30 protein-coding genes and 1 tRNA gene are annotated in these 25,661 nt (G+C 64.8%); 7 read left to right on the top strand and 24 right to left on the bottom strand.

Annotation, left to right across the window (positions count from 1 at the left end):
- Positions 1-29: 29 nt before the first annotated feature.
- Positions 30-452, top strand: coding sequence for a response regulator (locus tag AC5P88_RS15000; RefSeq protein ID WP_495225409.1), 423 nt, complete (start codon positions 30-32; stop codon positions 450-452).
- Between the two features lie 76 nt (positions 453-528).
- Here AC5P88_RS15000 and AC5P88_RS14995 read toward each other — a convergent pair whose 3' ends face one another.
- The 3 genes from AC5P88_RS14995 to AC5P88_RS14985 form a co-directional block, all read right to left on the bottom strand.
- Positions 529-1,467 (bottom strand): alpha/beta hydrolase, encoded by a 939-nt coding sequence (locus AC5P88_RS14995; RefSeq protein ID WP_495225408.1) that lies wholly within the window; start codon positions 1,465-1,467, stop codon positions 529-531.
- An 82-nt stretch (positions 1,468-1,549) separates the two neighbouring features.
- Entirely contained in the window at positions 1,550-2,401 is an 852-nt protein-coding gene (locus AC5P88_RS14990; protein ID WP_495225407.1) for an alpha/beta hydrolase, read from the bottom strand.
- Between the two features lie 312 nt (positions 2,402-2,713).
- A complete protein-coding gene (locus tag AC5P88_RS14985) occupies positions 2,714-2,890 on the bottom strand; it encodes a hypothetical protein (protein WP_495225406.1) in 177 nt (58 codons plus the stop codon).
- Between the two features lie 266 nt (positions 2,891-3,156).
- On the opposite strand from AC5P88_RS14985, the gene AC5P88_RS14980 reads away from it, so the two are divergent.
- Positions 3,157-3,513, top strand: coding sequence for a hypothetical protein (locus tag AC5P88_RS14980; protein ID WP_495225405.1), 357 nt, complete (start codon positions 3,157-3,159; stop codon positions 3,511-3,513).
- 78 nt (positions 3,514-3,591) lie between these two features.
- A complete protein-coding gene (locus AC5P88_RS14975) occupies positions 3,592-3,909 on the top strand; it encodes a hypothetical protein (RefSeq protein ID WP_111112264.1) in 318 nt (105 codons plus the stop codon).
- Between the two features lie 229 nt (positions 3,910-4,138).
- On the opposite strand, the gene AC5P88_RS14970 is transcribed toward AC5P88_RS14975, so the two are convergent.
- Both AC5P88_RS14970 and AC5P88_RS14965 read right to left on the bottom strand, forming a co-directional pair.
- Positions 4,139-5,038, bottom strand: coding sequence for an Abi-alpha family protein (locus AC5P88_RS14970; RefSeq protein WP_495225404.1), 900 nt, complete (start codon positions 5,036-5,038; stop codon positions 4,139-4,141).
- A gap of 68 nt (positions 5,039-5,106) precedes the next feature.
- Positions 5,107-5,751 carry a hypothetical protein gene (locus AC5P88_RS14965; protein WP_495225403.1) on the bottom strand — a complete coding sequence of 215 codons (645 nt, stop codon included), beginning with the start codon at positions 5,749-5,751 and terminating at the stop codon, positions 5,107-5,109.
- Positions 5,752-6,170: 419 nt separating this feature from the next.
- Here AC5P88_RS14965 and AC5P88_RS14960 point away from each other — a divergent pair, with 419 nt between their 5' ends.
- The 3 genes from AC5P88_RS14960 (at position 6,171) to AC5P88_RS14950 (ending at position 9,033) form a co-directional block, all read left to right on the top strand.
- On the top strand, positions 6,171-7,535 hold the full coding sequence (locus tag AC5P88_RS14960) for an RNA/DNA-binding domain-containing protein (protein WP_495225402.1): 1,365 nt from the start codon (positions 6,171-6,173) through the stop codon (positions 7,533-7,535).
- A 237-nt stretch (positions 7,536-7,772) separates the two neighbouring features.
- Positions 7,773-8,465 (top strand): hypothetical protein, encoded by a 693-nt coding sequence (locus AC5P88_RS14955; protein WP_495225401.1) that lies wholly within the window; start codon positions 7,773-7,775, stop codon positions 8,463-8,465.
- Between the two features lie 349 nt (positions 8,466-8,814).
- Positions 8,815-9,033, top strand: coding sequence for a hypothetical protein (locus AC5P88_RS14950; RefSeq protein WP_495225400.1), 219 nt, complete (start codon positions 8,815-8,817; stop codon positions 9,031-9,033).
- Between the two features lie 128 nt (positions 9,034-9,161).
- Here the strand turns inward: AC5P88_RS14950 and AC5P88_RS14945 are convergent, their stop codons facing one another.
- Complete coding sequence (locus tag AC5P88_RS14945) at positions 9,162-9,410, bottom strand: hypothetical protein (protein ID WP_495225399.1); 249 nt, start codon at positions 9,408-9,410, stop codon at positions 9,162-9,164.
- A 160-nt stretch (positions 9,411-9,570) separates the two neighbouring features.
- Positions 9,571-9,646: transfer RNA gene (locus AC5P88_RS14940), tRNA-Lys, on the bottom strand.
- Between the two features lie 168 nt (positions 9,647-9,814).
- Between AC5P88_RS14940 and AC5P88_RS14935 the strand changes: the two genes are divergently transcribed.
- Complete coding sequence (locus AC5P88_RS14935; RefSeq protein WP_495225398.1) at positions 9,815-10,768, top strand: DUF2268 domain-containing putative Zn-dependent protease; 954 nt, start codon at positions 9,815-9,817, stop codon at positions 10,766-10,768.
- Positions 10,769-10,960: 192 nt separating this feature from the next.
- Here the strand turns inward: AC5P88_RS14935 and queC are convergent, their stop codons facing one another.
- From queC to AC5P88_RS14850, 17 genes are all read right to left on the bottom strand, one after another.
- Positions 10,961-11,626 (bottom strand): 7-cyano-7-deazaguanine synthase QueC, encoded by a 666-nt coding sequence (gene queC / locus AC5P88_RS14930; RefSeq protein ID WP_043400548.1) that lies wholly within the window; start codon positions 11,624-11,626, stop codon positions 10,961-10,963.
- A 78-nt stretch (positions 11,627-11,704) separates the two neighbouring features.
- A complete protein-coding gene (queE, locus tag AC5P88_RS14925; RefSeq protein WP_495225397.1) occupies positions 11,705-12,406 on the bottom strand; it encodes a 7-carboxy-7-deazaguanine synthase QueE in 702 nt (233 codons plus the stop codon).
- A gap of 358 nt (positions 12,407-12,764) precedes the next feature.
- Positions 12,765-13,583, bottom strand: a complete 819-nt coding sequence (gene ybgF, locus AC5P88_RS14920) for a tol-pal system protein YbgF (RefSeq protein WP_033832980.1) — start codon at positions 13,581-13,583, stop codon at positions 12,765-12,767.
- A 3-nt stretch (positions 13,584-13,586) separates the two neighbouring features.
- Entirely contained in the window at positions 13,587-14,105 is a 519-nt protein-coding gene (gene pal / locus AC5P88_RS14915; protein ID WP_005410748.1) for a peptidoglycan-associated lipoprotein Pal, read from the bottom strand.
- Positions 14,106-14,169: 64 nt separating this feature from the next.
- Positions 14,170-15,489, bottom strand: coding sequence for a Tol-Pal system beta propeller repeat protein TolB (gene tolB, locus AC5P88_RS14910; protein ID WP_495225396.1), 1,320 nt, complete (start codon positions 15,487-15,489; stop codon positions 14,170-14,172).
- A gap of 284 nt (positions 15,490-15,773) precedes the next feature.
- On the bottom strand, positions 15,774-16,829 hold the full coding sequence (tolA, locus tag AC5P88_RS14905; RefSeq protein WP_049428717.1) for a cell envelope integrity protein TolA: 1,056 nt from the start codon (positions 16,827-16,829) through the stop codon (positions 15,774-15,776).
- The gene (gene tolR / locus AC5P88_RS14900; protein ID WP_005410751.1) at positions 16,819-17,247 is read right to left on the bottom strand and encodes a protein TolR; all 429 of its coding nucleotides are present in this window, start codon (positions 17,245-17,247) and stop codon (positions 16,819-16,821) included. Before tolR ends, tolA begins: the two co-directional genes overlap by 11 nt.
- 24 nt (positions 17,248-17,271) lie before the next feature.
- On the bottom strand, positions 17,272-18,051 hold the full coding sequence (tolQ, locus tag AC5P88_RS14895; protein ID WP_006438802.1) for a protein TolQ: 780 nt from the start codon (positions 18,049-18,051) through the stop codon (positions 17,272-17,274).
- Between the two features lie 10 nt (positions 18,052-18,061).
- Positions 18,062-18,493: a tol-pal system-associated acyl-CoA thioesterase gene (ybgC, locus tag AC5P88_RS14890; RefSeq protein ID WP_106551053.1), complete on the bottom strand. Its 432-nt coding sequence runs from the start codon at positions 18,491-18,493 to the stop codon at positions 18,062-18,064.
- On the bottom strand, positions 18,483-19,523 hold the full coding sequence (ruvB, locus tag AC5P88_RS14885) for a Holliday junction branch migration DNA helicase RuvB (RefSeq protein WP_005410754.1): 1,041 nt from the start codon (positions 19,521-19,523) through the stop codon (positions 18,483-18,485). Before ruvB ends, ybgC begins: the two co-directional genes overlap by 11 nt.
- 356 nt (positions 19,524-19,879) lie before the next feature.
- On the bottom strand, positions 19,880-21,730 hold the full coding sequence (locus AC5P88_RS14880; protein ID WP_180848865.1) for a potassium transporter Kup: 1,851 nt from the start codon (positions 21,728-21,730) through the stop codon (positions 19,880-19,882).
- Positions 21,731-21,848: 118 nt separating this feature from the next.
- Positions 21,849-22,442 carry a Holliday junction branch migration protein RuvA gene (ruvA, locus tag AC5P88_RS14875; protein ID WP_005410756.1) on the bottom strand — a complete coding sequence of 198 codons (594 nt, stop codon included), beginning with the start codon at positions 22,440-22,442 and terminating at the stop codon, positions 21,849-21,851.
- 13 nt (positions 22,443-22,455) lie between these two features.
- Complete coding sequence (ruvC, locus tag AC5P88_RS14870) at positions 22,456-22,977, bottom strand: crossover junction endodeoxyribonuclease RuvC (RefSeq protein ID WP_006386268.1); 522 nt, start codon at positions 22,975-22,977, stop codon at positions 22,456-22,458.
- 105 nt (positions 22,978-23,082) lie between these two features.
- Positions 23,083-23,814: a YebC/PmpR family DNA-binding transcriptional regulator gene (locus AC5P88_RS14865; RefSeq protein ID WP_099552808.1), complete on the bottom strand. Its 732-nt coding sequence runs from the start codon at positions 23,812-23,814 to the stop codon at positions 23,083-23,085.
- Between the two features lie 265 nt (positions 23,815-24,079).
- The gene (locus AC5P88_RS14860; protein WP_495225395.1) at positions 24,080-24,712 is read right to left on the bottom strand and encodes an esterase/lipase family protein; all 633 of its coding nucleotides are present in this window, start codon (positions 24,710-24,712) and stop codon (positions 24,080-24,082) included.
- Positions 24,713-24,787: 75 nt separating this feature from the next.
- The gene (locus AC5P88_RS14855) at positions 24,788-25,309 is read right to left on the bottom strand and encodes a GNAT family N-acetyltransferase (protein WP_111112197.1); all 522 of its coding nucleotides are present in this window, start codon (positions 25,307-25,309) and stop codon (positions 24,788-24,790) included.
- A 31-nt stretch (positions 25,310-25,340) separates the two neighbouring features.
- Positions 25,341-25,658 carry a DNA primase gene (locus tag AC5P88_RS14850; protein ID WP_099552810.1) on the bottom strand — a complete coding sequence of 106 codons (318 nt, stop codon included), beginning with the start codon at positions 25,656-25,658 and terminating at the stop codon, positions 25,341-25,343.
- Positions 25,659-25,661: the final 3 nt, after the last annotated feature.

The raw sequence follows: 25,661 nt of genomic DNA, 5'->3' as shown, positions 1-25,661 counted from the left end.
TCACCGTTGCTGTCCGGAGTTGTCGCGTCATGTTGCTGTCCAAGCGCCACGTTGAACCCCGCGTCCTGCTGATCGAGGACGCAGAGGAAACCCGCGAGCTGAGCCGTCTTGCGCTGGAAAGCCAGGCCTGCCACGTGGTGGGCGTGAGCTCTGCCGAAGCGGCACTGGGCCTGCTGGCCGCCGGCGAGCGATTCGACCTGCTGTTCACCGACGTCAATCTGGGCCTGATCAGCGGCATTGAAGCCGCCAACCGGGTCCGCAGCCTGTATCCCCAGCTGCCGATCCTGGTGACGTCGGGCATGGACCAGCACCAGGTGCTGCCGCAGTTGCGCGACGGCATCCATTTCCTGCCCAAGCCCTACAACATGAGCGAGCTGCTGGACGCCATCCGGCTGTGCTTCCGGCACGCCGATGCAGGCGTGTTGACCGGACCGGATGCACAGGCGGCGTGAGGCATTCATCCACGCATGGCGTGGATCTACCGGGTTTCTGCAGTAGATCCACGCCATGCGTGGATGGCGCCCACCATCAACCGCTGCTGTACGGTCCGGTACCCGGGAACACCTTCAGCAGCGCGCGGGTGATCATGTCCGGGTAGACGGTGAAGTGGTCCTCGTCATCGATCACCATGTTCTCCACCTTCAATGATCGCCCGCTGCTGCGCAGCTGCTCGGCGAAGTCGGCGTTGTGGCGCAGCATGTCGTTGCGGGTGAAATAGCGCGGTTCGGGCTTGACCGTTTCAAAGCTGCCCACCGACAGCACCACCGTGGTCGGCTGCGCCGGCGCCTTGGCTTCGGCCTGCATGCGCGGCACCCGATGGTCATCGAACCACAGCGACGGACTGGACAGGATGTAGGTGCGGAACATGTCCGGGCGCGTGGTCAGCACATAGGCGCCGAACAGGCCACCATAGGAATGACCCGCATAGGCGCGCCGCGCCGGATCAGTGCGGTAGCGCGCATCGATCATCGGCAGCACCTGCTCAGCGAGGAAATCGCGGTAGTGCGCCGCGCCGCCGTAGCTGACGTCATCGCTGTAGTCACGCGGATCGGTACGCGCCGGGTCGCTGGGCGTGTAATCGCGCGAGCGACTCTGCTTGGACGTCAGGCCCTCCTGCGGCGGCAGCCCGACCAGGATGAAATCCTCCAGGTTGACGCCCTTCTGCCCCACCATGTTGCGCACGCTGCGCACCAGCGGGAAGCTGTACAGCGCATCCGTCACGTACAGCACCGGGTAGTGCTTCTCCGGATGTGCGGCGTAGTCGGACGGCAACGCCACCCAGACCGGGTAATCGCGGCCGACCGGATCGTGCACGCGCAGCGCTTCGGTATCCGGCAGTACCACGCCCGACACGGCGGCGGGCGGGCTCGCCTTCGCTTCACTCTGCACTGCCGGCGGCGCCACCGACATCGCACAGCCGCTCACGGCCAGGCAGGCCGCCACACTCCATCCACGCACACGCTGCATCCACACTCTCCCGTTGCGGGCGGCGCACCCGATGGCGCCGCTGCCGAATCCTTGCATGGTGCGCAACCCGCTGCCAGTGCGGTCAGGGCGAGGCCGGCGGCGGCGCCGGGAACAGCGTGCGCAGCGCCTGCAACGCGGCCGGATGATAGATCGTGGCGTGGGTTTCTTCCGGCAGAGGAAGGTACTTCACCAGCGGGGATGGCGACGCCTGTTGCAGCAGCGTGGCCAACTGCGCGGCGGACGCAGCCAGCTCCGGCTGCCCACTGCTGGCCAGGAACACGCGCGGCTGCGCACGCGCCAATGCCGGCAGCTGCTTGGCCGCAGCACCCAGCATCGTGCCCCGGTTCCACCACAGGCTGGGGTCCAGCGCGATGTAGCTGTTGAACAGCGACGGTTCCTGCAGCAACGTCTCGACCACGAACAGGCCGGCCAGCGACTCGCCAATCAGCGCGCGCTCGTCGGTGGTCGGGTAGCGCTGGCGCACCTGCGGCATCAGTTCATCGCGCAGGAAGGTGCGGTAGGCCGCCGAGCCACCAATGCGTGGCGCGATCTTCTGGTCCTGAGGATCGCTGCTGGGACCGGTCATGTCGCGGCGGCGCTCGGTGTTCTCGATGCCGACCAGCAGGAACGGACGCATGCTGCCGTTGCCGCTCAGCACCTGCACCAGCCCGGCCACATGCAGGAAGTCCTCGCCGATGCCGCCGTCGGGCATGTAGAGCACCGGCAGCGGCGTTTTCGGGTCCAGGCCCCACGGCTGCGGGCGGTAGACGTTGATGCGGCGGGTCTCGCCCAGCGCCTTCGATTCGATGGTGAAGGTTTCGCCGATCACCAACGGGGTCGCGGCAGCGGCCTGTGCAGTCGGTGCAGGTTCGGCCGCCATCAAGGGTGCGGCGGAGATGGCGGACAACAACAGCGACAGCACGATGAGGCGCATGGGGAAAACCCATCCTGGGAAAGATGCCGAGCATAGCGCTCTGCCACAGGCATTGGCGGCTTCGGCATGCTCAACACCCCTGCCAGATGCGTAGATCCACGCCATGCGTGGATGGACCACTGTAGAGCCGAGCCCACGCTCGGCTAGGCCTTGGTGCAAACCGCAGCCGAGCATGGCTCGGCTCTACAACACCTCACCCAGGCGCGGACGCCAACACATCGGTCGTCGCAAATGCACCGATATTTGAGGACATGACTCGCAGGTCGTGCCACCACTGCAGGCGAAAATCACGTCAGCTTTCCAGGTGATACATCACGGCATCGTCGCCGCCACCAGCTGTTCTCGACATTTTCCACCGCGATAGGCTGGCGCAAGCATGAACACGTCGCGTGCTGTCGCTTGCTGCATCAGATGTGTCTGCGCCACCATCGCCGCGCGCCTGGGTACTGCATTTCTCTTCGGAGAATTCTCATTGAAATCCAAGCGCATGCGTAAACACCATGCTGCGCCACCGACAACGGGTGGCACCGGGCCTGCAAGCCCGTGATGACTGTAAGCATGTTGTTTGCGCTCACCCGCCGACACTGTCTCTGGACCGTGCCGGCGGGTGATCCGTCGGCCTTCATGGCGGGCGGTGCGTGGGGGTTTTCGGACCCGCCGGTTAACTGCTTACTGTCATCCCGGCTTGCAGCCACGCATCGCCCGCCACCCGTCCTGCGCGGTGGCATTCCCACCCCAGCGCCGAGGAAGCCGACATGAACCAGCGTCCGCCGTATGCTTCAGATACCGCCAGCGTCAACGATGACGACGACAACCCTTCGCCCGAACTGAGCACCTTCCTGGGCTGCCTTGAGCGTATCCGCGCTGGCGAGGGTGCGGATGGCATGCCCTGGCCAGAAACCAAGCTTTCCGCCGGGCGCAAGGTCGCACTGTCGCGCGTGGAACGAACGGCCATCGGCATGCTGACCGTGGTCGAGATGCTGCACGCGGCTGACCGCTGCCGGGCAATCGCAACGCAGGAGCGCCATCTGGATGAGGGCGTGGTCGAGGGGCTGTTCTTCGCCTGCCGCAGCCTGGCGGAGCTGGTGTGCCGGGATGTGCGGCCGGGGTAGATACACCCGTGCCACGAACCGGCCCATACTGGGGCCGGACCGACCCCGAGTCCCATCGAAACCTACAAGGAGGTTTGCATGTTGAATGTCGTGATCGTTGCCGCGCTGGCTGCTGGCCCCGCTGCATCCGTACCGTACGCCGATTGCCTGCTCAGCAACATTCAGCCTGGCCTGTCCGATCGCGCTGTGCAGCTTGTGCAGCAGGCCTGCGCCTCGAAGCATCCGGAAAGCTACGTCGCATCGGCAGAACTGGAACGCACCTACAGCGCCCAGCGGCAGGCGCGGTTCGATGCGGATCGTGCCGCGGCGGAGCGGGCCGCCAATGCAGCAGCCTCTGCCGCACAGGCAGCGGCCGAACGCGAGGCGGCCCGAGCGCAGGGTGCCAAGGCCAAATAGGGGTTTGGCGGCAAGCAACAAAAAAGGCACCGCTTGGCGGTGCCTTTCTGGATGACCTGGGTCATTGATTGCAATGGTGGCCGTGAAGGATTCGAACCTTCGACCAAAAGATTAAAAGACACCAAATTAACGGTTCTATTTCAATAACTTAGGGCAGCAAATTTTTCCGAACCCAGACCGTGAAACATGCGCTACGCAAAGACTGCGGCACCAATTTTTCCGGCAAAAGCTAGCGCTTCCTGCCGTCGCCGTCCCTCGCGAACGGGGACATCCCAATGCTGTGATACTGGTGATTGCGAGCGACCAGGAACGCTTCCAAAGGATACAGAGTGATCCCCTGGCCCCTCATGTAGAGATCAAGACCCTTCACCGAGGGCTGGAAGGTCACTGTGACTGTACGCTCGTTCCTCACAGCAGGAGCGATCTGCACAAACCTGGCCAGGCCGAGCGCTACGAGGCCATCGAGCTGCGGACGGAATCGACCGATCGCCAAGTAATGGAGGCCGGCATCAGCGAGGATCGATGCATGCGTAGCTCCCTCGATTGGCACAAAGCGCGACAGATCACCGGGGAACAGGCCAAGAATCTCTTCCACCGGATATATAACCGGATAGCGTGGCGAGAACTCCTCATCCCGAAGTTGCGCGAAACCTGCAATGTCATAGGTTCTAGGGTCGCTGTAGAGCAGGTTCAGCACCCTTGCTTGAAACGGGGAGAGCCGCTTAAGCACGTCGGTATATAGGATCGAATCATCAACCTCAGTTGTGCACGCGGTCGCAAGCAAGCCGGCCCACATATCTTGGATGCAGGCGTCATCGACCCAAGACGCCTCCTCAATGATCTGCCTCACGAGCGGAGGACTACATTCACCGGTCGGAACGGCGTTTTGTTGTTCGAGCCGCTCCTGCGTCTTGTGAACGATATCGGCCAGATTCTTCTGGCGAAAGCGTGCAACACGGTCACGCAAAGCGAGTCCAATCTCTTCAGCTGCTGGCATGCAGATTGCGGACAGGAACTTGCCTACCCCATCCACAACTGCCTTGGAAGCATGCTCTGCGGCTGCAGCTACTGGCTTGATCCCGAGCAGATCGAGCGAAACATCAACTGCGCCATCTTCTTTCTTGGGCATGGGGTCGTCCCTAACCGGAGATGCCTGGAGTCTACGCCGGGTCCGGGGGCAGTGTATCGGCCAAGGGCTCACCCTATCCAACCGAACGGCGCCGGAGTGTTCAACTTCGCCAGCCTGTTCGCACGCACAGCCTCCCGCCAACCGATGATGGCTGCCACGTCCTCGCGCAGCCGCGCCTCATGCCTGGTCACCCACATCTCGGCGCCGGCGCGGCCCTGCTCGTAGCTGGTACACCAGCGGAACGGCCCGCCGGGGCCATGCAGGTGTCGGTCAAGGCTGGCGATCCAGATCCCGTCGCCCACCCGTTGCGCCATCGCAACCACCCACACGCCGTTGCAAGCGATGACCGTCGGTGCCTCGCTGGGGAGGCTGGCAGAGCGCGTCATCCCGTAGAAGTCGGGGGGCAGCGGCATGGCGGGGAGGATACGGCTGGCCGTCGCAAAGGCTGCGACAAGGCAGCGGGCTGCAGGCGTGAGCATGTGCGGCGGTGGGGATGCTGATGGCCCCCTACGCGCGATAAGGTGCAATTTTTCAGGTGACCACGGGAAAGAGGCAAAAAAGGTAACCACCCTGCGAAGAGCATCAAATTTCCTTTTAAAACAATGATTTATATTGAATTTATCAAAGTAACAATAGGGTAACCTCTGAGTAATCCCATTACCTTCTTCCGAGGTAACATTGGCGGGAAAAATTTCCTTATTAATCAATGACATTACTTTGTAGGGACTGAAAAATTACCTCAAATCACCTTGAAAGGTAACCACACTTTTTCCTTTTCTATCAGTCACTTATAGCCTGCTTGGATGCGCGTGTTACCTGGTTACCTCGTTCCCGTGGTCACCTGAAAAATTGGCCCCGACCGAAGGTGGCCATAGGAGGCCACAGGGCGCGAAGCAGACACCCCCTACCACGCAGGGAACCGCAGGGCGGGCCGGTGCCAGCGAAGCCCGGAGAACGCCATACAGGGCCGGGGCTGGTCCGCGCTGCATGCATTGCAGAAAAAGCACCCTATGAAGTGCGCAGGCGTGGCGGGGAGACGAGTGCGCACCAGCCTGGCGTGGCTACAAGTTCGAGACTGACAACGGGCTGTTAACATTCGCAGCCTCACTCCCTTCGAAAGAGGACTTCGAAGTTGGTCACCATCCAAATCTCACCCGACGACGCGACTAAGCTGCTCGATAAGCCTGAGGGGCACTTCACCGACTTCAAGGCGATAGAGATCGCGCCCGGCAAGCTCACTCGAACGATCTCTGCGTTTGCCAACGCCGATGGCGGTGAGCTATTCGTTGGTGTGGACGAGACGCAATCGGGCATGCAATGGCGCGGCTTTCCGACTGTCGAGGACGCGAACGGCCTAATCCAGGCGGTGGAAGCTGTGCTGCCCATTGGCGCAGAGTGTCGGGTCGAATTTCTGGTGGCCGACGAGTTGCCAGGGGTAGTCGTCCACATTGAGGTTTCGAAGACGCGGCAGATCGTGGCGACTTCCGCCGGTGAGGTCTACCAACGGCGTTCTGCGCAGAACATCCCAGTCCGGACACCGGAGCAGCTAGAGCGACTGAAGCTCAACAAGGGCCTAGCCTCCTTTGAGACGACAACCGTCGCCGTCCCTCTCGATCTGATCACGAACAGCACCCCGACGATCCGCTTCATGTTGGAGATCGTTCCCCACCAAGACCCGGAGGGCTGGCTGAGAAAGCAGTTGCTCATCGTCAATGACTTACCGACTGTTGCCGGCTTAATTCTGTTCGCAGAAGAACCTCAAGCCGCCCTGCCGAAACAGTGCGGGATCAAGATTTATCGTTACCGGACCTCTGACGATGAGGGCGTCCGCGAAGCATTGGATGGCCAGCCGCTGACGGTGGAAGGCTGCGCCTACGACCAAGTGTATGAAGCGGTTAGCAGAACAAAGGCAATCGTTGAGGGCATCCGTAGGATGACCCCTGACGGGCTCATCGAAGTGGAGTATCCGGAAGAGACGCTCCACGAAATCATTACCAACGCGGTTCTACATCGCGACTACAGCATTCCAGACGACATCCATATACGCATCTACGACAACCGCATCGAAGTGCAAAGTCCCGGCACGCTACCCGGCCACATCACGCCGGAGAATATCCTGAACGAGCGCTTCGCACGCAACGGGAGTATGGTGCGAGTCATTAACAAGTTCCCCAATCCGCCAAACAAAGACGTAGGCGAGGGGCTGAACACCGCGTTTCGCGCGATGAATTTGCTCCACCTTAAGGAGCCGATAATTGAACAACGCGAAAACGCGGTACTAGTCACCATCCGCCATGAGCAACTGGCATCTCCAGAAGAGCGCATCATGCAATTCGTGGAGACTAACGGAGTCATCAGTAACAGACAGGCCCGCGAGGTCTGTCTGATCCGTGAAGACTGGCGCATTCGCACCATCTTTGGACGCATGGTGGACGCTGGCATGCTGGAAAAGGTTCCCGGCAGCACTACCAGCAACACGGCCTACCGCAAAGTCTAGGGCTGACTTTGGATCGCTGGGCGTTGGTCGTAGATGACGGCCAACGCGCTGCTTATCTGTCCTACCTGCACCGCCGGATCGCACGTTTGCAACCTACTCGCACCGGGCTTCGCCTAGACGAGTGGCCGCAGGCTCTTGCCAGCTCCGTAGGGGTGTGCATGCGCCGCAGCGGAACTAATGCCGTGCTCGATTCATGCCGCTGCCTCCCCCAGTTCGAAGGCGTCGAAGCGGATTACCATGTCCTGGGGTGTCCGCATGGGCTACTGCAAGACCAACCCGGCCAAAGGCGTGCGCCAAGCAAAAGAGCGCGGCGATGCACGCATGCCTTCGCAGGAAGCGTTCCGCTCAGTGCTGGCGTTCGCGCGCGAACGCGGCGCGCTCCCATCCAACGCCAAGGGCAGCTTCCCCGACTACCTGGCCCCGGTAATGATCCTGGCCTACAGCGTTCGCCTGCGCGGTATCGAGGTCTGCACGCTGACCGACGCGCACCGCCAGGTCGAGGGCGTGCATAGCAATCGCCGCAAAGGGTCGCGTGACAACGTGACGGAGTGGGATGAAGCGATGATCGAAGCATGGGATCAGCTGTTGGCGCGGCGCCACCGCATCTGGAACCGTAAGGGCCGGGTGCGCCCTGTTCCGCTGCGTGCCAGCGACAGGTTCTTGCTGGTGGAGCGAGGAGGCGCCCCCATCACCAAGTCCGCCCTCGACAGTGCCTGGCAGCGCTTCATTACCGAAGTTGTTCGCGTCGGCGTGATCACCAAGAGCGATCGCTTCGCACTGCATGGCCTCAAACACCGGGGCATCACGGACGGCGACAACAAGGCTGCAGGTGGCCACGTTACCGAAACGATGCGGCAGCGCTACGAGCATGAACTGCCTGTGGTTCAACCGCCGGGCAGGAGGAACGCACTTGAGAGAGGAACCACTTAATTTCTCTGGCAATTTTTCCGGAGACGAAAAAGGCGCCGCAAGGACGCCTAAGTCGTTGATGCAATTGGTGGGCCGTGAAGGATTCGAACCTTCTACCAAGAGATTAATAGATAGCTGAACTTAGCTCTGCAACCAGAAGCCTAGGCTTTCCTGTTTTCCCGGTCCTGAGTCTGGAACGCCTGTCGTTGCTAGGGGCCAAGGAGAATTTCCCTGGTGCTGGACTCAGTTGAAGGCGTGGTCACCCCTACTGATCTACAGCGAGCTAGTCCATTCGACGCGTTGGGCGTAAGCTGCATGAACGGGCCCGCGGGCCCGTCTACCAGGTAGTTGGCCTACACAAGGAAAGATCATGGCTTTGAAAGTAGAAGAAGTCCCCTTTGCAGATAACATGCCCAATCACCCACAGCTGAAGGAGCTTTTCATGCTCGTGGCATACGGCGATCCAGTTTTTTTTGCGGAGGGAAGTGATAACGGGACCCCGTATTTGATCGTCGCAGGGGGCGACAGTTCATCTCAATTCACTTTTACAAAAAGTGGAGATGGCTACGTAGTTGCAAAGACAAGGTAGGGTAAGAATTCACTCAAGCCGACGCCGCTATGCGGCTCGGCTTAGTTGCGGACGCTAGCTTCCGACGATGGCGGTATCAGTCGAAGGGTAGTTAACTGCGCATATCTCTGGTGCCCGGCTCCCCTCCCCTAAAGCGCGCCACCCCCTCTTTGACGGGGGGCAGTGAGCGGGAAGATGCCTTTGCGCACCAGCGACCGCCATCTGCTGATCGAGCGCGACGTGGAGCAAATCAAGCGCAGCGCGCTGTCCAGCGCCTGGTAACGATTCATCACCGAGGCCATCCGCGTGAGGTCATCGCCAAGGAGGATCGCTTCGCGTTGCATCGGCTCAAGCATCGCGGCATCACCGATATCAAGAACAACGTCGTCGGCGGACACAAATCCGCATCCATGCAGCTGCGCTACGACCATGAGGTGCCGGTGGTTCAACCGCCCCAAAAGCGGAACGCACTTGAGCGTGGAACCACTTAATTTTTCCGGCAATTTTTCCGGAGACACGAAAAAGGCGCCGCAAGGGCGCCTAAGTCGTTGATGCAATTGGTGGGCCGTGAAGGATTCGAACCTTCGACCAAAAGATTAAAAGTCTTCTGCTCTACCGACTGAGCTAACGGCCCATTGCACTGCCCCAGCCTTTCGGCGGGGTGGGCATTCTACCCTACTTTGGGAGGCCGCGTGAAACCCTGGTGTGTCGAGGTTGCCGGCCAGCGGCCGGCGCTACCAGTGGGCTTAAACCTTTCGGGCCACTGGCGCATCCCATCTGTGATCCTTTCCTGGAGCCATGGATGCGCCTGATCGTCAGCCTGATTGCCGCCCTGCTGCCCTGCGCAGCCCTGGCCGCCCCGTCCCAGGTCGTCACCGACGACATCGCCCGCTTCTGGGCCACCTACGACGCGGTGCGCGCCGAACCCGACGCCGAGCGCCAGGTGGCGCTGGTCCAGCAGCGCTACATCGATCCGGGCAGCCCTGGACTGCATGCGCTGATGCAGGTGCGCAACTACACCGCCCGCGAATACGCCGAGGCCATGAACGCGTGGCCGCGCTTCTGGACCTCGGTACGACCGCTCACCGCCAACGCGCAGCAGGCCAGTGCCTCGCTGGAGCGCGATCTGGTCGCGTTCCGTGCGCTCTACCCTGCCCTGCGCCCGGCCACCATCACCTATGCGGTGGGCGTGCTGCGTACCGGCGGCACCACGCTGGGCGACAAGGTGCTGATCGGTGCAGAGATGGCGCTGGGCGATGAGCGCGTGGACGTGAGTGAGCTGCCGGCGAAGATGCGCGATCGCCTGCGGATCTTCTACGACAGCCGGCCGGGCACCAACAACGCACAGAACAACCTACACGAGTACGTGCACACGCAGCAGCGTGAGACCACCGGCAGTCTGGCTCAGTACGCGGTGCGCGAGGGTGTGGCCGAGTATGTGGCAGAGCGGTTGAGTGGGCGTCGGCCGGCGTTGCCGCTGTATGCCTACGGGCCCGCGCACGAGGCTGAAATCCGCGCGCGCTTCGTCGCTGAAATGGATGGCGAAGATCTGGATAACTGGCTGTATAACAGCGCCCGCAATCCGTTCGGGGTGAGCGATCTGGGGTATTACGCTGGGTATCGCATCGCGCAGGAGTACATGCGGCAGCAGGCCGATGAGAAGGCGGGGATCGCGCGAATGATCGAGCTGGATTACACCGATGCGGCCGCGGTGCGGGCGTTTATCGAGGCGTCGGGGTGGTTGCAGCAGCGGTAGCTGCCGGGCCGTGCCCGGCGCACAGTGCCAACCAAGGTTGGCACCCACCAGAGTCAGACCTGCCCGGCGCACAGTGCCAACCAAGGTTGGCACCCACCAGAGTCAGACCTGCCCGGTAGCGCCGGGCCGTGCCCGGCGCTCAGTGCCAACCAGGGTTGGCACCCACCATTGGGGGCATCAGCCCCCACTACCTCAGGCGTACAGCGTGGGGTCCGGCACGCCGGCTTCGGTGAAGCCCTGCGCGCGCAGGCGGCAGGCGTCGCAGTGGCCGCAGGCGGCGCCGTTGGCGTCGGCGTTGTAGCAGGACACGGTCAGGCCGAAGTCCACGCCCAGGCGCACGCCTTCGCTGACGATCTGGCCCTTGCTGAGGAACTGCAGCGGAGCATGCACCTTGATGCCGGCGCCTTCCACGCCCGACTTGGTGGCCAGGTTGGCCAGTGCCTGGAATGCAGCCACGAACTCGGGGCGGCAGTCCGGGTAGCCGGAGTAGTCCACGGCGTTGACGCCACAGAAGATGTCATTGGCACCGAGCACTTCTGCCCAGCCCAGCGCCAGCGACAGCATGATGGTGTTGCGTGCCGGCACGTAGGTGACCGGGATGCCGGCACCGCCGGCCTCGGGCACGTCGATGTCGTCGGTCAGTGCCGAGCCGCCGATGCTGCGCAGGTCAACGTCCACGGTCTTGTGCGCGACCACACCCTGGGCCTTGGCCACGCGGGCGGCGGCATCCAGTTCGGAGGTGTGGCGCTGGCCATAGCGCACGCTCAGGGCATGCACGGCGAAGCCCTGTTCCTGGGCCATGGCGATGACGGCGGCTGAATCCATGCCGCCGGAGAGAAGCACGACTGCCTTCTTCATGGGTAAAACATCCGGTTGGGAGGGGAAAGCCAGCACGCTGTCCCGCGCCGGAGTTACATCAGGGAATGTTGCCTGGGCTCATCGGCCCGGCTCGTCGTTCCACAGGATTTTATGCAACTGCATCTGGAAGCGCACCGGCAGCCGGTCTTCAACGATCCAGTCGGCCAGCTGGCGCGCGGTGATCTCGCCCTTGCTGGGCGAGAAGAACACGGTGCAGCGCTTGACCAGATCGTGCTCGGCCAGCAGGGCCTTGGCCCAGTCGTAATCCTCGCGGTTGCAGATGACGAACTTGATCTGGTCGCGGGCGGTCAGCAGCGGCAGGTTTTCCCAGCGATTGCGCGCCACTTCGGCCGAACCCGGGGTCTTGATGTCGACCACGCGCGATACGCGTGGGTCCACCGCGCTGACGTCCAGCGCGCCGGAGGTTTCCAGCGAGACGTCCATGCCGGCGTCGCACAGCTTCTGCAGCAGCACCAGGCAGCGCTTCTGCGCCAACGGCTCGCCGCCGGTCACGCAGACGTGGCGCACGCCCTGGGCCAGCACCTCGGCCACGATGTCGTCGATGTCCCACCAGGTGCCGCCGTGGAAGGCGTAGGCGGTGTCGCAGTACTGGCAGCGCAGCGGGCAGCCGGTCAGGCGCACGAACACGGTCGGCCAGCCGGCGGTATCGGCTTCGCCCTGCAGCGAGGTGAAGATCTCGGTGATCTTCAGGCGCGGCAGCGGCGACTGCACGATGTCGCTGGGGGTGGCGACGGCGTTGGACGGGGTAACGGCGGTCATGGCGGGCACTTCTTGGTGGGACACGTGGCGGGTGGGCTACCGTGGCCGGTAACGAAAGCAGCCGAGCATGGCTCGGCTCTACAACTGCAACCGGACGGACATGGCCCAGCCGGTGACGAAAGCAGCCGAGCGTGGGCTCGGCTCTACAACAGCAACCGGGCAGGCATGGCCCAGCCGGTAACGCGAACCGCCGGGCATGGCCCGGCGCTACAACTGCAACCGGACAGGCATGGCCCAGCCGGTGACGCGAACCGCCGGGCATGGCCCGGCGCTACCGGATCCGGGCGGGTTTGCCGATCCGGAAACGAAAGCAGCCGAGCGTGGGCTCGGCTCTACAGGGCATCTATTGTACGCCCGGTCAGCGGATCTGCTTGCCGAGGCGGATGGACTGCAGGCGGTCCTGCGCGGTGCGCGCGGCGTCCGAGCCCGGATACTGCGCCACGACGGTCTCCAGCGTCTGCTGGGCCTGGTCGACCTTGCCCTCGCCGTACTGCGAGAGGCCAACCTTGAGCAGGCCGCCAGCGGCCTTGTCGTGGGTCGGATAGCGCGCGAGCAGTTCACGGAACTGGGTCTCGGCCATCGGGAAATTGCGGGTGGCGTAGTAGCTCTCGCCCAGCCAGTACAGCGCGTTCGGCGCGTAGACACCGTTCGGGTACAGCTGCAGGAAGCTCAGGAACAGCTGCGCCGAATCATCGTACTTGCCGGCCTTCAGCGAATCGAAGGCGACGTTGTAGGAGGTGCGCTCGTCGCCGGTGGCGGCAAGGCTGCCGGCATCACCATGGACGGAAGGCGGCCGCTCGGAAGTGGCCGCCGCTGCGGGTTTTGCCGGGGCCGGTGCGGCCTTCGGCGCGCTCGCCGGAACGGGCGGCAGGGCCGGGGCGGCATTGCCTCCTTCCAACCGGTTCAGGCGGCTGTCCAGATCCAGGTACTGGTCCTGGGCGGACTGCTTGAGCTGGGCGTTGTCGTGCTGCAACTGCTCGATCGAGGCCTGCAGGCTGGTGACCTGCTGCCGCAGCTGGTTGATCTGGTTCAACAGGTCCTGGTTGGCACTGTTGTTGTACATCTGCTGCTCGAGCGCGCCGACACGGTCAGCCAGGCTCTGTCGCTGTGCATGCGCCGGTGCGGCAGCCACGAGGGCTGCCGCAACGACCAGCATCAGTTTGATGCCAATGCGCATGGATTACTGCGCGGTGTAGACGATTTCGACGCGACGGTTCTGCGACCAGCAGGACTCGTTCGACTCGGTGCAGACCGGACGCTCTTCACCGTAGGACACGACGGTCAGCTGCGAAGCCGAGCCACCGTTGGCCTGCAGGGCCGAGTTGACGCCGTTGCCACGACGCTCGCCCAGGGCCTGGTTGTACGCGCGCGAACCGCGCTCGTCGGTGTGACCCTGCAGGGTGATGCGCGAGGACGGACGGTCACGCAGGTACTTGGCGTGGCAAGCCATGATGGCCTGGAATTCCGGCTTCACGTCTTCCTTGTCCAGGTCGAAGTAGACAACGCGCTGGCGCAGGCAAGCGTCGGTGTCCAGGTCGCCCGGGCCGTACAGGCCGGAGGTCGACGGACCGGTCGGGGTGGTGGTCGAGGTGCCGGTGTCGACCGGGGCTGCCGGCTCTTCCTTCACCTTCTTCGAGCAACCGGCCAGGACGGCCACAGACAGCAGGGAAACAAGCAGAACGCGGGTGGACTTGTTCATGGCGATACCTTTGTGGCTCCTAGGCCGATGAGGGGTTCAAGACAACGAAAATATTAACACTCTTTTAGCGCTGGGTACGGTATGGGGACCATGCCGGTTCGCGCACATCACCATCGGCCAGGACCAGGCGCTGGCGGACCCGCGCATCGGCCGAGACGGCATACAACACACCACGGCCACCTTCGCGGGCGGCGTACAACACCATGCTTGCGTTGGGCGCAAAGCTCGGCGATTCATCCAGCGAACCCGGGGACAGCGTGCTCCAGCGCGGCGAACCCAGCGAGCTGTCCATCATCGCGATCTTGTAGCTGTTGCCCGAGCCCTGGGCGACGGCGATCTTCTTGCCGTCGTAGGACACCGAGGGCTTGGCATTGTAGTTGCCCTGGAAGGTCACGCGCTCGGCGCTGCCGCCGCCGGCACCGACCTTGTAGACCTGCGGACGGCCGCCGCGGTCGGAGGTGAAGTACACCGCGCTGCCGTCCGGGGCCCAGGTCGGCTCGGTATCGATGGCGAAGTGGTTGGTCAGCTGGGTCAGCTGCTTGCTGCCCAGGTCCATCACGTAGATTTCCGGATTACCCGAACGCGACAGGGTCAGGGCCAGCTTGCGGCCGTCCGGCGAGAATGCCGGGGCGCTATTGATGCCGCGGAAGCTGGTGACCAGCTCGCGCGCGCCGGTGCCGATGTTCTGGATGTAGATGGCCGAATTGCCACGCTCGAAGCTGACGTAGGCCAGCTTGCTGCCATCCGGGCTCCAGGACGGCGACAGCAGCGGCTCGGCCGAACGCACGATGGTCTGCGGGTTGTAGCCATCGGAATCGGCCACCATCAGCGCATAGCGCATGGCGTCGCCCTTGCCGCTGGCGGTCACGTAGGCGATGCGGGTCCAGAAGGCGCCGCGCACGCCGGTGATCTTTTCGTAGATGGCGTCGGCCATCTGGTGGGCGACGTCGCGCATGGCGTTGCCACGGGCGGTCATCGCCAGGCCCAGCAGGCGCTCGCCCTTGGGCACGTCGAACAGTTCGTACTCGACGCGGTAGGCGCCAGCCCCGGCGTCGAGCACGCGGCCGACCACGATGTAGTTCTGCTTCAGCGCACGCCAGGTGGCGAACTGGATGTCGCCGCCGCGCACCGGCTTCTCGACGATCTGCGCTTCGGGCAGCGTACGGAACTGGCCCGAACGCTCCAGGTCGGCACGGACCACGCCAGCGACGTCGGTCTGCGGTGCATCCGCCGAACCCTGGTAGGGCATCGGCACGATGGTGATCGGCAGCGCGGAGGCATTGCCGCCGATGATGTCGATATCCAGCCCCTTCTGCTGCGCGACGGCAGCAAAGGGCAGCAACAGGGCCGCAAACACGGCAAGCCAGCGAGGCATCTTTTTCATGGAGCGCTCAATAGGGGGAAACCGGAACGAGGGATAACAAAGCGGAAGTGAACCGCTTCGCAATCATGAACCAAGGGTACGTGAATTCCGGGTCAGTTCCAGCCCGTCCTCTCACGCACCGTTAACGTCGTGGCTAACATCGCGCCCGCCTGCCCCGTCACGCCGCCCTGCGGGGCGGAGTTCGACAGCAGTCTACAGACTGCCCCGCCGGAACCGGGCCCACCAGAGGCAGCCGCGACAACCGTGGGCACGAGCGGCCACGCTGGCCGCCCTGCCCGGCCGCCTCAGCGATCCTGGGCGGTGAAGGTGAAGTTGAGCGTGCGCGCGAACACCGATTCAAAGCCGCGATACGGCAGCGGCTGCGCATTGAGCACAGCGGCTTCGATCGAACGCTTGCCGGCCTCGTCGTACGGGCAGTTCGGGCTGACCTTGGCCTGCATCACCGTGCCGCCCGGAATCTGGGTGATGGTGATCTGGCAGCGCTGGCCCAGCGGCACCGTATCCGGGCGCACCCACTGCGACAGCACCTTGGCCTGGATCGCGGCTGCGTACTTGGCCGAAAGATCGTCGCTGTTGCCACCGCCACCGGCGGCCGGCTGGGATGCGCCGCTGGCACCGGCGGCGGCACTGCCGGCAGCGTTGCGCGCGGCGGCCACCTGGCGCAGCTTCTGTTCGGCCAGCTTGGCTTCCTTCTCGGCCTGCTCGCGGCGGGCACGGATCTCGGCGATCTTCTTCTGCTTCTCGGCCTCGGCCTTGTCAGCCGCCACGCGCTCCTGCTCGGCCTGCTTCTTCTTCTCGTCCGCTTCCTGCTGCTTGGCCAGGCGCAGCTTCTGCTCCGCTTCTTCCTGGCGCTTGCGTTCGGTCAGGTCGATCTGCTCCTGGCGGCGCTTGGCTTCCTGCTCCTGCTTGGCCTTCTCCTGCGAGATGGCCAGCGCGCTCACCGCTTCCTGGTCCTTGGTGTCCGGTTGCGCGACACGCTCCTGCGCCTGTTGCTGCTGCGGCGTGGGGGCGTCCTGCGGGCGCGGCTCGGGGATCGGCTGCGGCGGCGGAATGGTGTCTTCCGGCACCGGGACCGGCTCGGCCACCGGCGGCGGCAGGTCTTCCAGCTTTTCCGACTGGCGCAGGGCCTGGCGCGCAGCGGAGGCCTCGGATGCAGACAGCGCCAGGCTGGCCTCGACCGACGGATCACCGGCGGCGGCGTCGGTGTTGCGCTCGGGCGACCAGAACCAGGCCACGATGAAGACCAGCGCGACCAGCAGGTGCACCAGCAACGCCAGCGCCAGGGGCAGGCCCCAGCCGGGTTCGCGCTGCTGCGGGGGTGGCAGGGCGTCAGCGTGCATCGGTGGCCAGGCCTACCTTGTCTACCTTGGCGCGCTTGATCACATCCATCGCGGCGATGACCTTTTCATAGGCCACGGCACGGTCGGCGGCGACGATCACGCGCACGCCCTTGTCCTGGGCGGCGATGCCGGCCAGGCGGCCTTCCAGTTCCTCGGCCGACACGGCGGTCGGTTCCTTGGCATCGGGCAGCTTCAGGCTGAGCTGGCCGTCCTGGCGCACCGAGACGATCACCGGGTCCTGCTTGCTTTCCAGCGCCTTGGCGTTGGACTGCGGCAGATCGACGTCGAAGCTCAGCGTGAGCAGCGGCGCGGTGACCATGAAGATGATCAGCAGCACCAGCATGACGTCGATGTAGGGAACGACGTTGATTTCCGATTTCAGCTTGCGGCGCTTGCGGCGACCGATGGCAGCGGACATGGCTTGGACTCCCGGGTCAGGCGCTTACTCGTCGCCAGCGCTCTGGCGCTGCAGGATGGAGCTGAACTCTTCGGCAAAGGTCTCGAACCGCACCGACATGCGCTCAACGCGGGTGGTGAAGCGGTTGTAGGCCCACACTGCCGGGATGGCCACGAACAGGCCGATGGCGGTGGCGAACAGCGCTTCGGAGATGCCCGGGGCGACGGCGGCGATGCCGGCCTGCGCACCGCTGCTGATCATGTCATGCATGGTCACCATGATGCCGAACACGGTGCCGACCAGGCCTACGTACGGCGCGGTCGAGCCGATGTTGGCCAGCAGCTCCAGGTTGCGCTCGAGCTGGTCCACTTCGCGGGTGTAGGTGGTGCGCATGGCACGCTGTGCGCCTTCCAGCTGCGCGCGGCCATCCAGCCGGCGCTTGTCGCGCAGGCGGGTGTATTCGCGGAAACCGGCTTCGAAGATGGCTTCCAGGCCGCCGACATTGCGGCTGCGGTCGGTGGCCGAGCTGTACAGCTTGCCCAGGTCGGCGCCGGACCAGAAACGGTTCTCGAACTCGTCGGCTTCACGGGTGGCCTGCTTGAACACGCGGGCCTTGCGGAAAATGATCACCCAGCTGACGAACGAGCCGACCAGCAGCAGCAGCACGATGATCTTCACCGGCAGGCTGGCCTTGGCCATCAGCTCGAGGTAGTTGATGCCGCCGCCGGTGGTGGCCTGGGCAAGGGTCTGGGTCGCGGCGTTGCTGACATCGGCCGGCAGTGCCTCGGTGACCGTGGCCTGCAGGGCCAGGAGCGTTGCGATCATCCGTTGTTCCTCAAAGTTCGGATTCGGGGTGGAGGTGGGGTTGCAGCATGGCAAGGACGGCGTCGTCCATGCCACGCGGGCGGAAACTGGCCGCTTCCAGTGCGGCGATGCGGACCTGGGCCGACAGCAGCAGTTCGCCATCGCGCAGGATCTGCTGCTCGAAGACCATGCTGGCCTTCTTCAGCTGGACCAGGCGGGCGCTCACCTGCAGGGTGTCATCCAGCCGTGCCGGCCTGATGAAATCCATCTGCATCGAACGCACCGCGAAGATCATGCCGTGCTCGATGCGCATGCGCTCCTGGCCGTAGCCCAGCGCGCGCATCCATTCGGTCCGGGCCCGTTCCATGAAGGCCACGTACCGGGCGTGGTAGACCACGCCACCGGCATCGGTATCTTCCCAGTAAATGCGTGTCGGCCAACTGAATCGCGGCTCAACCGACATCGGGAACCTCCGCGAACAGGTCCTGCGGCGGGTTCTTGGGTTTCAGGCCCATGTGCCGGTAGGCCTTGTGGGTGGCCATGCGGCCACGCGCAGTGCGCACCAGGAAGCCCTGCTGGATCAGGTAGGGCTCGACCACGTCTTCCAGCGTGCCGCGCTCTTCGGACAGCGCCGCGGCCAGCGATTCGATGCCGACCGGGCCACCGTCGAAGTAGTCCACCATCGTTTTCAGCAGGCGCCGGTCAAGCTCGTCGAAGCCTTCCGGGTCGACCTTGAGCATCTTCATCGCGGCCTGGGCCACCGGCTCGTCGATGTGGCCACCTGCCTTGACCTGCGCGTAGTCGCGCACGCGTCGCAGCAGGCGGTTGGCGATACGCGGGGTACCCCGCGCGCGGCGCGCGATCTCCCCTGCCCCATCGGCGGTGCAGTCGATGCCGAGGATGCTGGCGGAGCGGCGCACGATACGGGTCAGTTCCTCGACGCTGTAGAACTCCAGGCGCTGGACGATGCCGAAGCGGTCGCGCAGCGGCGCGGTCAGCAGGCCGGCACGGGTAGTGGCGCCGATCAGGGTGAACGGCGGCAGGTCGATCTTGATCGAGCGCGCCGCGGGGCCCTCGCCGATCATGATGTCGATCTGGAAGTCTTCCATCGCCGGGTACAGCACTTCCTCGACCACCGGCGACAGGCGATGGATCTCGTCGATGAACAGCACGTCGTGCGGCTGCAGGTTGGTCAGCAGCGCGGCCAGGTCGCCGGCCTTCTCGATCACCGGGCCGGAGGTCACGCGCAGAGCCACGCCCAGTTCGTTGGCGATGACGTGGCTGAGGGTGGTCTTGCCCAGGCCCGGCGGCCCGAAGATCAGTACGTGGTCGAGCGCGTCGCCACGCCCCTTGGCCGCCTGGATGTAGATTTCCATCTGCTCGCGCACCGGCACCTGGCCGAGGTAGTCGGCAAGGCGCTTGGGGCGGATGCTGGCGTCGGCGGCGTCATCCTCGCGGGTGGCGCCGGCGCCGATGATGCGGTCGTCGGTCATGTGCTGATTATGCGGCAAAAGTACGGGTTTCGGCCGGGCTGCGCCCGGCACCCGCAGAGGCAACGGCAACGTCAAAGGCCGAAGCAAAAGCGGGGATTCCGTGAAATGGCGGGGGTGGATCCGGTTGAGGGGGACGCCGTGAACCCATCCCTGGGGGCTTGGTCGCGGCATCCATGCCGCTCACACCCCCTCAACCGGACCCACCCCCGCCTTCGACAGATCGCCGCGATCTGTTGGTGGGTGTCGACCTTGGTCGACACGGTAGATCCACGCCATGCGTGGATGGATGTGTAGATGGCTCAAGACTTGGGGTCAGAGCCCTTTTCCTGTGGAAAAGGGATCCGACCCCGCGCGCGTCAGATCTCGACCTGCGCGCCCAGCTCGACCAAACGGTTGCCTGGAATGCGGAAGAAGCCGGTCGCGGGCGCGGCATTCCTGTGCATCAGCGCGAACAGCTTGTCGCGCCAGATCGGCATGCCGCGGTTGGCGGTGGCCACGATGGTCTCGCGGCTGGCGAAGAAGGTGGTGTCCATCGGGTCGAAATAGATGCCGCCGTGGTCGCACGAGCGCATCAGCGCCAGCGGCACGTCCGGGGTCTCCATGAAGCCGAAGCGCACGTAGACCCGGTAGAACTCGTCGCCCACCGATTCGATCTTCAGCCGCTGTCCCTCCGGCGCGTATGGCACCGGCAGCGTGACCACGTGCAGGAACACGTTGCGCTCGTGCAGCACCTTGTTGTGCTTCAGGTTGTGCATCAGCGCATGCGGGGCCACGGTCGGGTCGGCGGTGAGGAACACGGCGGTGCCCGGCACGCGCACCGGCGGTGCCAGCATCAGGCCCGGCAGGAAGGTATCCAGGCGGATGCCGTCCTTGCGGATCTCATCGCGCAGCAGTTCGCGGCCACGGCGCCAGGTGCGCATCATGGTGAACAGGAAGATGCCCAGCACCACCGGGAACCAGGCACCCTGCAGCAGCTTGGCGCCGTTGGCGATGACGAAGCCGAGGTCGATGATGAAGAACACCACGCACAGCGGCAGCAGCCAGGCGCGCGCCTTCGGCCACAGCGAGCGCGCGACCAGGGCCAGCAGCAGGGTATCGATCAGCATGGTGGCCGACACCGAGATGCCGTAGGCCACGGCCAGGTTGGACGAGCTGCGGAAGGCCAGCACCAGGCCGATCACCATCACCGCGATGCCCCAGTTGATGCCCGGGATGTAGATCTGGCCGATGGTGTCGTGCGAGGTGTGCTTGATGCGCATGCGGGGGATGTAGCCCAGCTGCATGGCCTGGCGCGAGACCGAGAACGCGCCGGTGATGACCGACTGCGAGGCGATCACCGCCGCCATCGTGGCCAGGATGATCATCGGGTACAGCGCCCACGACGGCACGGCCTCGAAGAACGGGTTCTTCAGCGCCTCGGGATGGTTGAGCACCAGCGCGCCCTGCCCCAGGTAGTTCAGCACCAGGCACGGCAGCACGAAGAAGTACCAGGCGTGGCGGATCGGCTTGGCGCCGAAATGGCCCATGTCGGCATACAGCGCTTCGCCGCCGGTCACCGCCAGTACCACCGCACCGAGGATGAAGATGCCGTGCCAGCTGTGCTCCATGAAGAAGCGGATCGCCCACCACGGGTTGAAGGCTTTCAGCACTTCCGGCGCGTCGACGATGTTGTAGATGCCGATCGCCGCCAGCGAAATGAACCAGACCGAGGTGATCGGGCCGAACGCCTTGCCGATCTTCTCGGTGCCGAAGCGCTGCGCGGCGAACACCATCAACAGCACCACCACGGTGATCGGCACGATGAACGCATGCAGGCCGGGGGCCGCCACCTCCAGGCCTTCGACTGCGCCCAGCACTGAAATGGCCGGGGTGATCACGCCGTCGCCGAAGAACAGCGAGGCACCGAAGATGCCCAGGATGCCCACCACATAGGCCGAGCGCGACCCGTTGCGCAGGGTGCGCTGGGTCAGCGCCATCAGCGCCATGATGCCGCCCTCGCCGTCATTGTCGGCGCGCATGATAATGGTCACGTACTTCAGCGTAACCACGATGTTCAGCGCCCAGAACGCCAGCGACAGCACGCCCAGCACGGTGTCGTGGTCGCTGTTGAGCCCGTAGTGCGGCGAGAACGCCTCCTTCAGGGTGTACAGCGGGCTGGTACCGATATCGCCGAAGACCACGCCGATCGCACCGATGATCAGCGCCATGCCTCCGGCTGGAGGAGCGTGACCGTGGCCGCCGGGGGCAGCTGCGTGCGGGGTTTGACTGCTGGACATGGGACTCCTGGCGAAGCTCAGGCGGTTCGTTGAAGGAAAGGAAGGCGGATCAGCGCAGCGCCGACTGCAGCGCCTTGCGGATCACGGTGGCCACTTCGTCGCCTTCATTGAAGGCATCCCGGGCCATGCGGGCGGCTTCAGCCGGCTTGTAGCCCAGCTGCTGCAGCGCCACGGTGGCATCGGACAGCGGGTCGGCCGGGGCCGGGCCACTGCCGGTGGGCAGCGCGCCGCCGGCACCGAACTGGGCGGCGCGGTCACGCAGCTCCAGCACCATGCGCTCGGCGGTCTTCTTGCCGATGCCCGGAATGCGGGTCAGCGCGGTGATGTCACCGGCCTGGACCATGCGCGCGAACTCCTCGACGGTGACGCCGGACAGCACGGCCAGCGCGATCTTCGCGCCGATGCCACTGACCTTCTGCACGTCGCGGAACAGGCGCCGCTCGCCCTCGCGCAGGAAGCCGTACAGCGAGACGCTGTCTTCCTTCTGCGAGTAATGGGTGTACAGGGTGACCTCGCGGCCGAGCTCGGGCAGGTCATAGAAGGTGCTCATCGGCGCCTCCAGCTCGTAGCCCACTCCGTTCACGTCCACCACCAGCCACGGCGGCGCCTTGTAGGCGACGATGCCGCGCAGTCGACCGATCATTGCGTGCAGCTCCTCATTTGCGGCCCCACGCCTGGCGGGCACTGAGCCCCAGGCGGTTGGCCGTCGCCCTTACGTGGGCATGGGTGATCGCCACCGCCAACGCGTCGGCCGCGTCGGCCTGCAGCTTGGTTTTCAGGTTGAGCATGAGCCCGACCATGTGTTGAACCTGTTGCTTTTCGGCGCCACCACGACCAACCACGGCCAGCTTGATCTCGCTGGCAGCATATTCGTGCACCGGCAGGTCGCGCAGCACCACGGCCGAGATCGCCGCGCCACGGGCCTGGCCCAGCTTCAGCGCCGAATCGGGGTTGCGCGCCATGAACACGCGTTCGATGGCCACTTCCTGTGGCTCGTATTCGCGGCACAGGTCGGCCAGGCCCAGCACCAGCAGCTTCATGCGCTGCGGGAAGTCGTCGGCGCCCAGCAGCACCAGCGGCTGGTGATGCACGTGGCTGACGCGGCCGGTGGCGTCGACATCGATGATGCCGACCCCGGTCCGCTGCGAACCGGGGTCGATGCCGAGGATACGGGTCATGCTGCGCTCCTGGCGGGGCGGAACGGGATGCGCTGGCAGGCGTATGGGCTCATGACTGTCCGCGGTGACCGTTCAACGGCCCGCGCCCAGGCCGTCGAAGACGGCTCAGGCGTAGGCGTCGGCGCCGAGTTCGGCGTTGGAGTACACGTCCTGCACGTCGTCCAGGTCTTCCAGCATGTCCAGCAGCTTCTTGACCTGCAGGGCGACGTCGCCTTCGACCTTGATGTCGTTGTCGGCGCGGAAGGTGATCTCGGCGTGGTCGGCGACATGGCCCGCAGCGGTCATTGCATCCTTGACCGCGTTGAACGCGTCAGGGCTGGTGACCACATCGATCGAGCCATCGTCCGGATAGACCACGATGTCATCGGCGCCGGCCTCGATGGCCGCCTCGGTGATGGCTTCCTCGTCGGCGCCCGGGGCGAAGCTGAGCACGCCCAGGCGCTTGAACATGAAGGCCACCGAGCCTTCGGTGCCCATGTTGCCGCCGCACTTGCTGAACGCATGGCGGACATCGGCCACGGTGCGCACGCGGTTGTCGGTCAGGCAGTCGACGATCACGGCCACGCCACCCGGGGCGTAGCCCTCGTAGCGGATTTCCTCGTAATCGACGCCTTCCAGTTCACCAGTGGCCTTCTTGATGGCGCGTTCGATCACGTCCTTGGACATGTTCACGGCCAGGCCCTTGTCCATCGCCACGCGCAGGCGCGGGTTGTTGTTGGGGTCGCCTCCACCGCCGCGCGCGGCAACGCCGATCTCACGGATGATCTTGGTGAAAATCTTGCCGCGCTTCGCGTCGGACGCGTTCTTGCGGGCTTCGATGGAGGGGCCTCTACCCATGGGTGCTACCGTCTGGCTGCTTCAGGATCAAGGCGCGGATTCTACCTGATCGGGGGCGGCAACCGTGTCTAGGGCGAAGTGATGTCGGGAAGGCGCCATCCACGCATGGCGTGGATCTACCGCCGCCGGGCATTGCCGGGCGAAGAGCGTGCGAACCAAGGTTCGCACCCACCAGGGCAGGACGGTTCGCACCCACCAGGGCAGGCCGGTAGCGCCGGGCCATGCCCGGCGAAAAGCGTGCGAACCAAGGTTCGCACCCACCACCTCATGCGGCGGCGGCGTCGCGGCTGTGGTCGAACTGGCCGTGGCGCAGGAAATGCGCGGTCTGCCGCGCGGCATCGGGCGAGACCACCAGGCCGCTGTGGCTGGTACGCACCACGCAATGGTCGGCCAGGCCCGGGAGCCGGGTCTCGGCCAGGGCCACGGTGCCATCGGAGGCGTCGTCCATCGCACCCAGCAGGCTGCCCAGACCGTGCGGTACCGAACCGGCGATCAGGCCGACCTCGGCCTTGCCCTGCCAGTCCGGCAGGCCATCCAGCAGCAGCTCGCTGCTGCGGCCCAGCGCCAGGCCCCAGCCATGATCGGACAACGAGCGCGCGGTGCCACTGCCGCGCAGCGGCGAGCCCAGGCAGACCACGCGCTGCACATCCAGCTGCGGCTGGCGCCGCAGGGCCTCCAGCGCCAGCAGCCCACCCAGGCTGTGGCCGACCAGCGACAACGGGCCGGCATCGGCCAGCCGTTCCAGCAGCTGCGGCACGGCCACGTCCGGGCCACCGAACACCGAGGAATAACCAAACGCGTGCACCTGGAAGCCACGCGCGCGCAGGCGCCAGGCCAGCGGCCCGACCCAGGCGCGGGCATTCCAGATGCCATGCAGCAGCAATACGGGGGGAGTCATGCAAACAGCCTGGCAGTCAGCGGGGCAGGAACGTACGGTGATTGAACACGCGCGCGCAGCAAGCGGCGGTGAACATCAGGCCGCGCGCGGTGCGCGGCGCAGGATGAATTCGAGATCGTTCGTGTCGCCCACCGGGAACAGGTAGTCGCCGGCCTTCTCGAAACCGTAGCGGGCGTAGAAGCGCTGTGCGCCGAAGTTTTCCGACCACACGCCCAGCCACAGGGTGCGCGGGCCTTCGTGTTCCAGCCAGGCCAGTGCGGTTTCCAGCAGGCGGCTGCCCCAGCCACAGCTCTGCTGGGTCTTGATCAGGTACAGGCGCTTGAGTTCGCCGTCACCGGGCTTCACGTCCGGGTGCGGCAGGCCACAGGGGCCGGCGGCGGCATGGCCGACCGCCTCCCCGTCCAGCTCCAGCAGCCACACCGCGTAATCCGGGTGGGCCAGGATCACGCGCTGGCGCTCGACCGTATAGGCCTCCTCAAGGAAGGCCTGGAGATCCTGCGGCGGATACAGATGGCCGAAGGTTTCGGTGAACGTGCGGGCGGCCAGCGCCGACAGGGTCGGCGCGTCGTCCACAGTGGCGCGGCGGATCGAATACATGCAGGAAGTTGACGTCAGCGCGGAGGGGCGGTCAAGCCTTTTCCGACGATTCCGCTTCTTCGTCTTCCTCGTCCTCTTCCTCGTATTCCTCTTCGTCCTCTTCTTCCTCGCCTTCCTCGTCCTCGTCGTACTCTTCCTCTTCGTCGTCTTCGTAATCCTCGACGCCGAAGTCTTCACCGTCCCAGCGGCCTTCGCCGTCGGCGACGAAGGTCAGGGCCATCGCCGCCGGGTTGGTACCGACGCGGACCAGCCAACCACCGAACACGCGTGCACGCTCGGTGACCAGATTGGCCTCGGCGCCTTCATTGCCCAGCTTTTCCCACTCCAGCGAAAACGCGAACTCGGTCATTGC

This window comes from Stenotrophomonas sp. YJH_SMC_8 (assembly GCF_059371315.1).
Note: the sequence above shows the minus strand (reverse complement) of the source record. Positions and strands in the feature narration are given on the sequence as shown.

Bases quoted from the DNA above. Each gene is read 5' to 3' on its own strand.
- AC5P88_RS15000 (WP_495225409.1), top strand. From the start codon at position 30: ATGTTGCTGTCCAAGCGCCACGTTGAACCCCGCGTCCTGCTGATCGAG.
- AC5P88_RS14995 (WP_495225408.1), bottom strand. From the start codon at position 1,467: ATGCAGCGTGTGCGTGGATGGAGTGTGGCGGCCTGCCTGGCCGTGAGC.
- AC5P88_RS14990 (WP_495225407.1), bottom strand. From the start codon at position 2,401: ATGCGCCTCATCGTGCTGTCGCTGTTGTTGTCCGCCATCTCCGCCGCA.
- AC5P88_RS14985 (WP_495225406.1), bottom strand. From the start codon at position 2,890: ATGCGCTTGGATTTCAATGAGAATTCTCCGAAGAGAAATGCAGTACCC.
- AC5P88_RS14980 (WP_495225405.1), top strand. From the start codon at position 3,157: ATGAACCAGCGTCCGCCGTATGCTTCAGATACCGCCAGCGTCAACGAT.
- AC5P88_RS14975 (WP_111112264.1), top strand. From the start codon at position 3,592: ATGTTGAATGTCGTGATCGTTGCCGCGCTGGCTGCTGGCCCCGCTGCA.
- AC5P88_RS14970 (WP_495225404.1), bottom strand. From the start codon at position 5,038: ATGCCCAAGAAAGAAGATGGCGCAGTTGATGTTTCGCTCGATCTGCTC.
- AC5P88_RS14965 (WP_495225403.1), bottom strand. From the start codon at position 5,751: ATGTCATTGATTAATAAGGAAATTTTTCCCGCCAATGTTACCTCGGAA.
- AC5P88_RS14955 (WP_495225401.1), top strand. From the start codon at position 7,773: ATGTCCTGGGGTGTCCGCATGGGCTACTGCAAGACCAACCCGGCCAAA.
- AC5P88_RS14950 (WP_495225400.1), top strand. From the start codon at position 8,815: ATGGCTTTGAAAGTAGAAGAAGTCCCCTTTGCAGATAACATGCCCAAT.
- AC5P88_RS14935 (WP_495225398.1), top strand. From the start codon at position 9,815: ATGCGCCTGATCGTCAGCCTGATTGCCGCCCTGCTGCCCTGCGCAGCC.
- queC (WP_043400548.1), bottom strand. From the start codon at position 11,626: ATGAAGAAGGCAGTCGTGCTTCTCTCCGGCGGCATGGATTCAGCCGCC.
- queE (WP_495225397.1), bottom strand. From the start codon at position 12,406: ATGACCGCCGTTACCCCGTCCAACGCCGTCGCCACCCCCAGCGACATC.
- ybgF (WP_033832980.1), bottom strand. From the start codon at position 13,583: ATGCGCATTGGCATCAAACTGATGCTGGTCGTTGCGGCAGCCCTCGTG.
- pal (WP_005410748.1), bottom strand. From the start codon at position 14,105: ATGAACAAGTCCACCCGCGTTCTGCTTGTTTCCCTGCTGTCTGTGGCC.
- tolB (WP_495225396.1), bottom strand. From the start codon at position 15,489: ATGAAAAAGATGCCTCGCTGGCTTGCCGTGTTTGCGGCCCTGTTGCTG.
- tolA (WP_049428717.1), bottom strand. From the start codon at position 16,829: ATGCACGCTGACGCCCTGCCACCCCCGCAGCAGCGCGAACCCGGCTGG.
- tolR (WP_005410751.1), bottom strand. From the start codon at position 17,247: ATGTCCGCTGCCATCGGTCGCCGCAAGCGCCGCAAGCTGAAATCGGAA.
- tolQ (WP_006438802.1), bottom strand. From the start codon at position 18,051: ATGATCGCAACGCTCCTGGCCCTGCAGGCCACGGTCACCGAGGCACTG.
- ybgC (WP_106551053.1), bottom strand. From the start codon at position 18,493: ATGTCGGTTGAGCCGCGATTCAGTTGGCCGACACGCATTTACTGGGAA.
- ruvB (WP_005410754.1), bottom strand. From the start codon at position 19,523: ATGACCGACGACCGCATCATCGGCGCCGGCGCCACCCGCGAGGATGAC.
- AC5P88_RS14880 (WP_180848865.1), bottom strand. From the start codon at position 21,730: ATGGCGCTGATCATCGGTGCGATCGGCGTGGTCTTCGGCGATATCGGT.
- ruvA (WP_005410756.1), bottom strand. From the start codon at position 22,442: ATGATCGGTCGACTGCGCGGCATCGTCGCCTACAAGGCGCCGCCGTGG.
- ruvC (WP_006386268.1), bottom strand. From the start codon at position 22,977: ATGACCCGTATCCTCGGCATCGACCCCGGTTCGCAGCGGACCGGGGTC.
- AC5P88_RS14865 (WP_099552808.1), bottom strand. From the start codon at position 23,814: ATGGGTAGAGGCCCCTCCATCGAAGCCCGCAAGAACGCGTCCGACGCG.
- AC5P88_RS14860 (WP_495225395.1), bottom strand. From the start codon at position 24,712: ATGACTCCCCCCGTATTGCTGCTGCATGGCATCTGGAATGCCCGCGCC.
- AC5P88_RS14855 (WP_111112197.1), bottom strand. From the start codon at position 25,309: ATGTATTCGATCCGCCGCGCCACTGTGGACGACGCGCCGACCCTGTCG.
- AC5P88_RS14850 (WP_099552810.1), bottom strand. From the start codon at position 25,658: ATGACCGAGTTCGCGTTTTCGCTGGAGTGGGAAAAGCTGGGCAATGAA.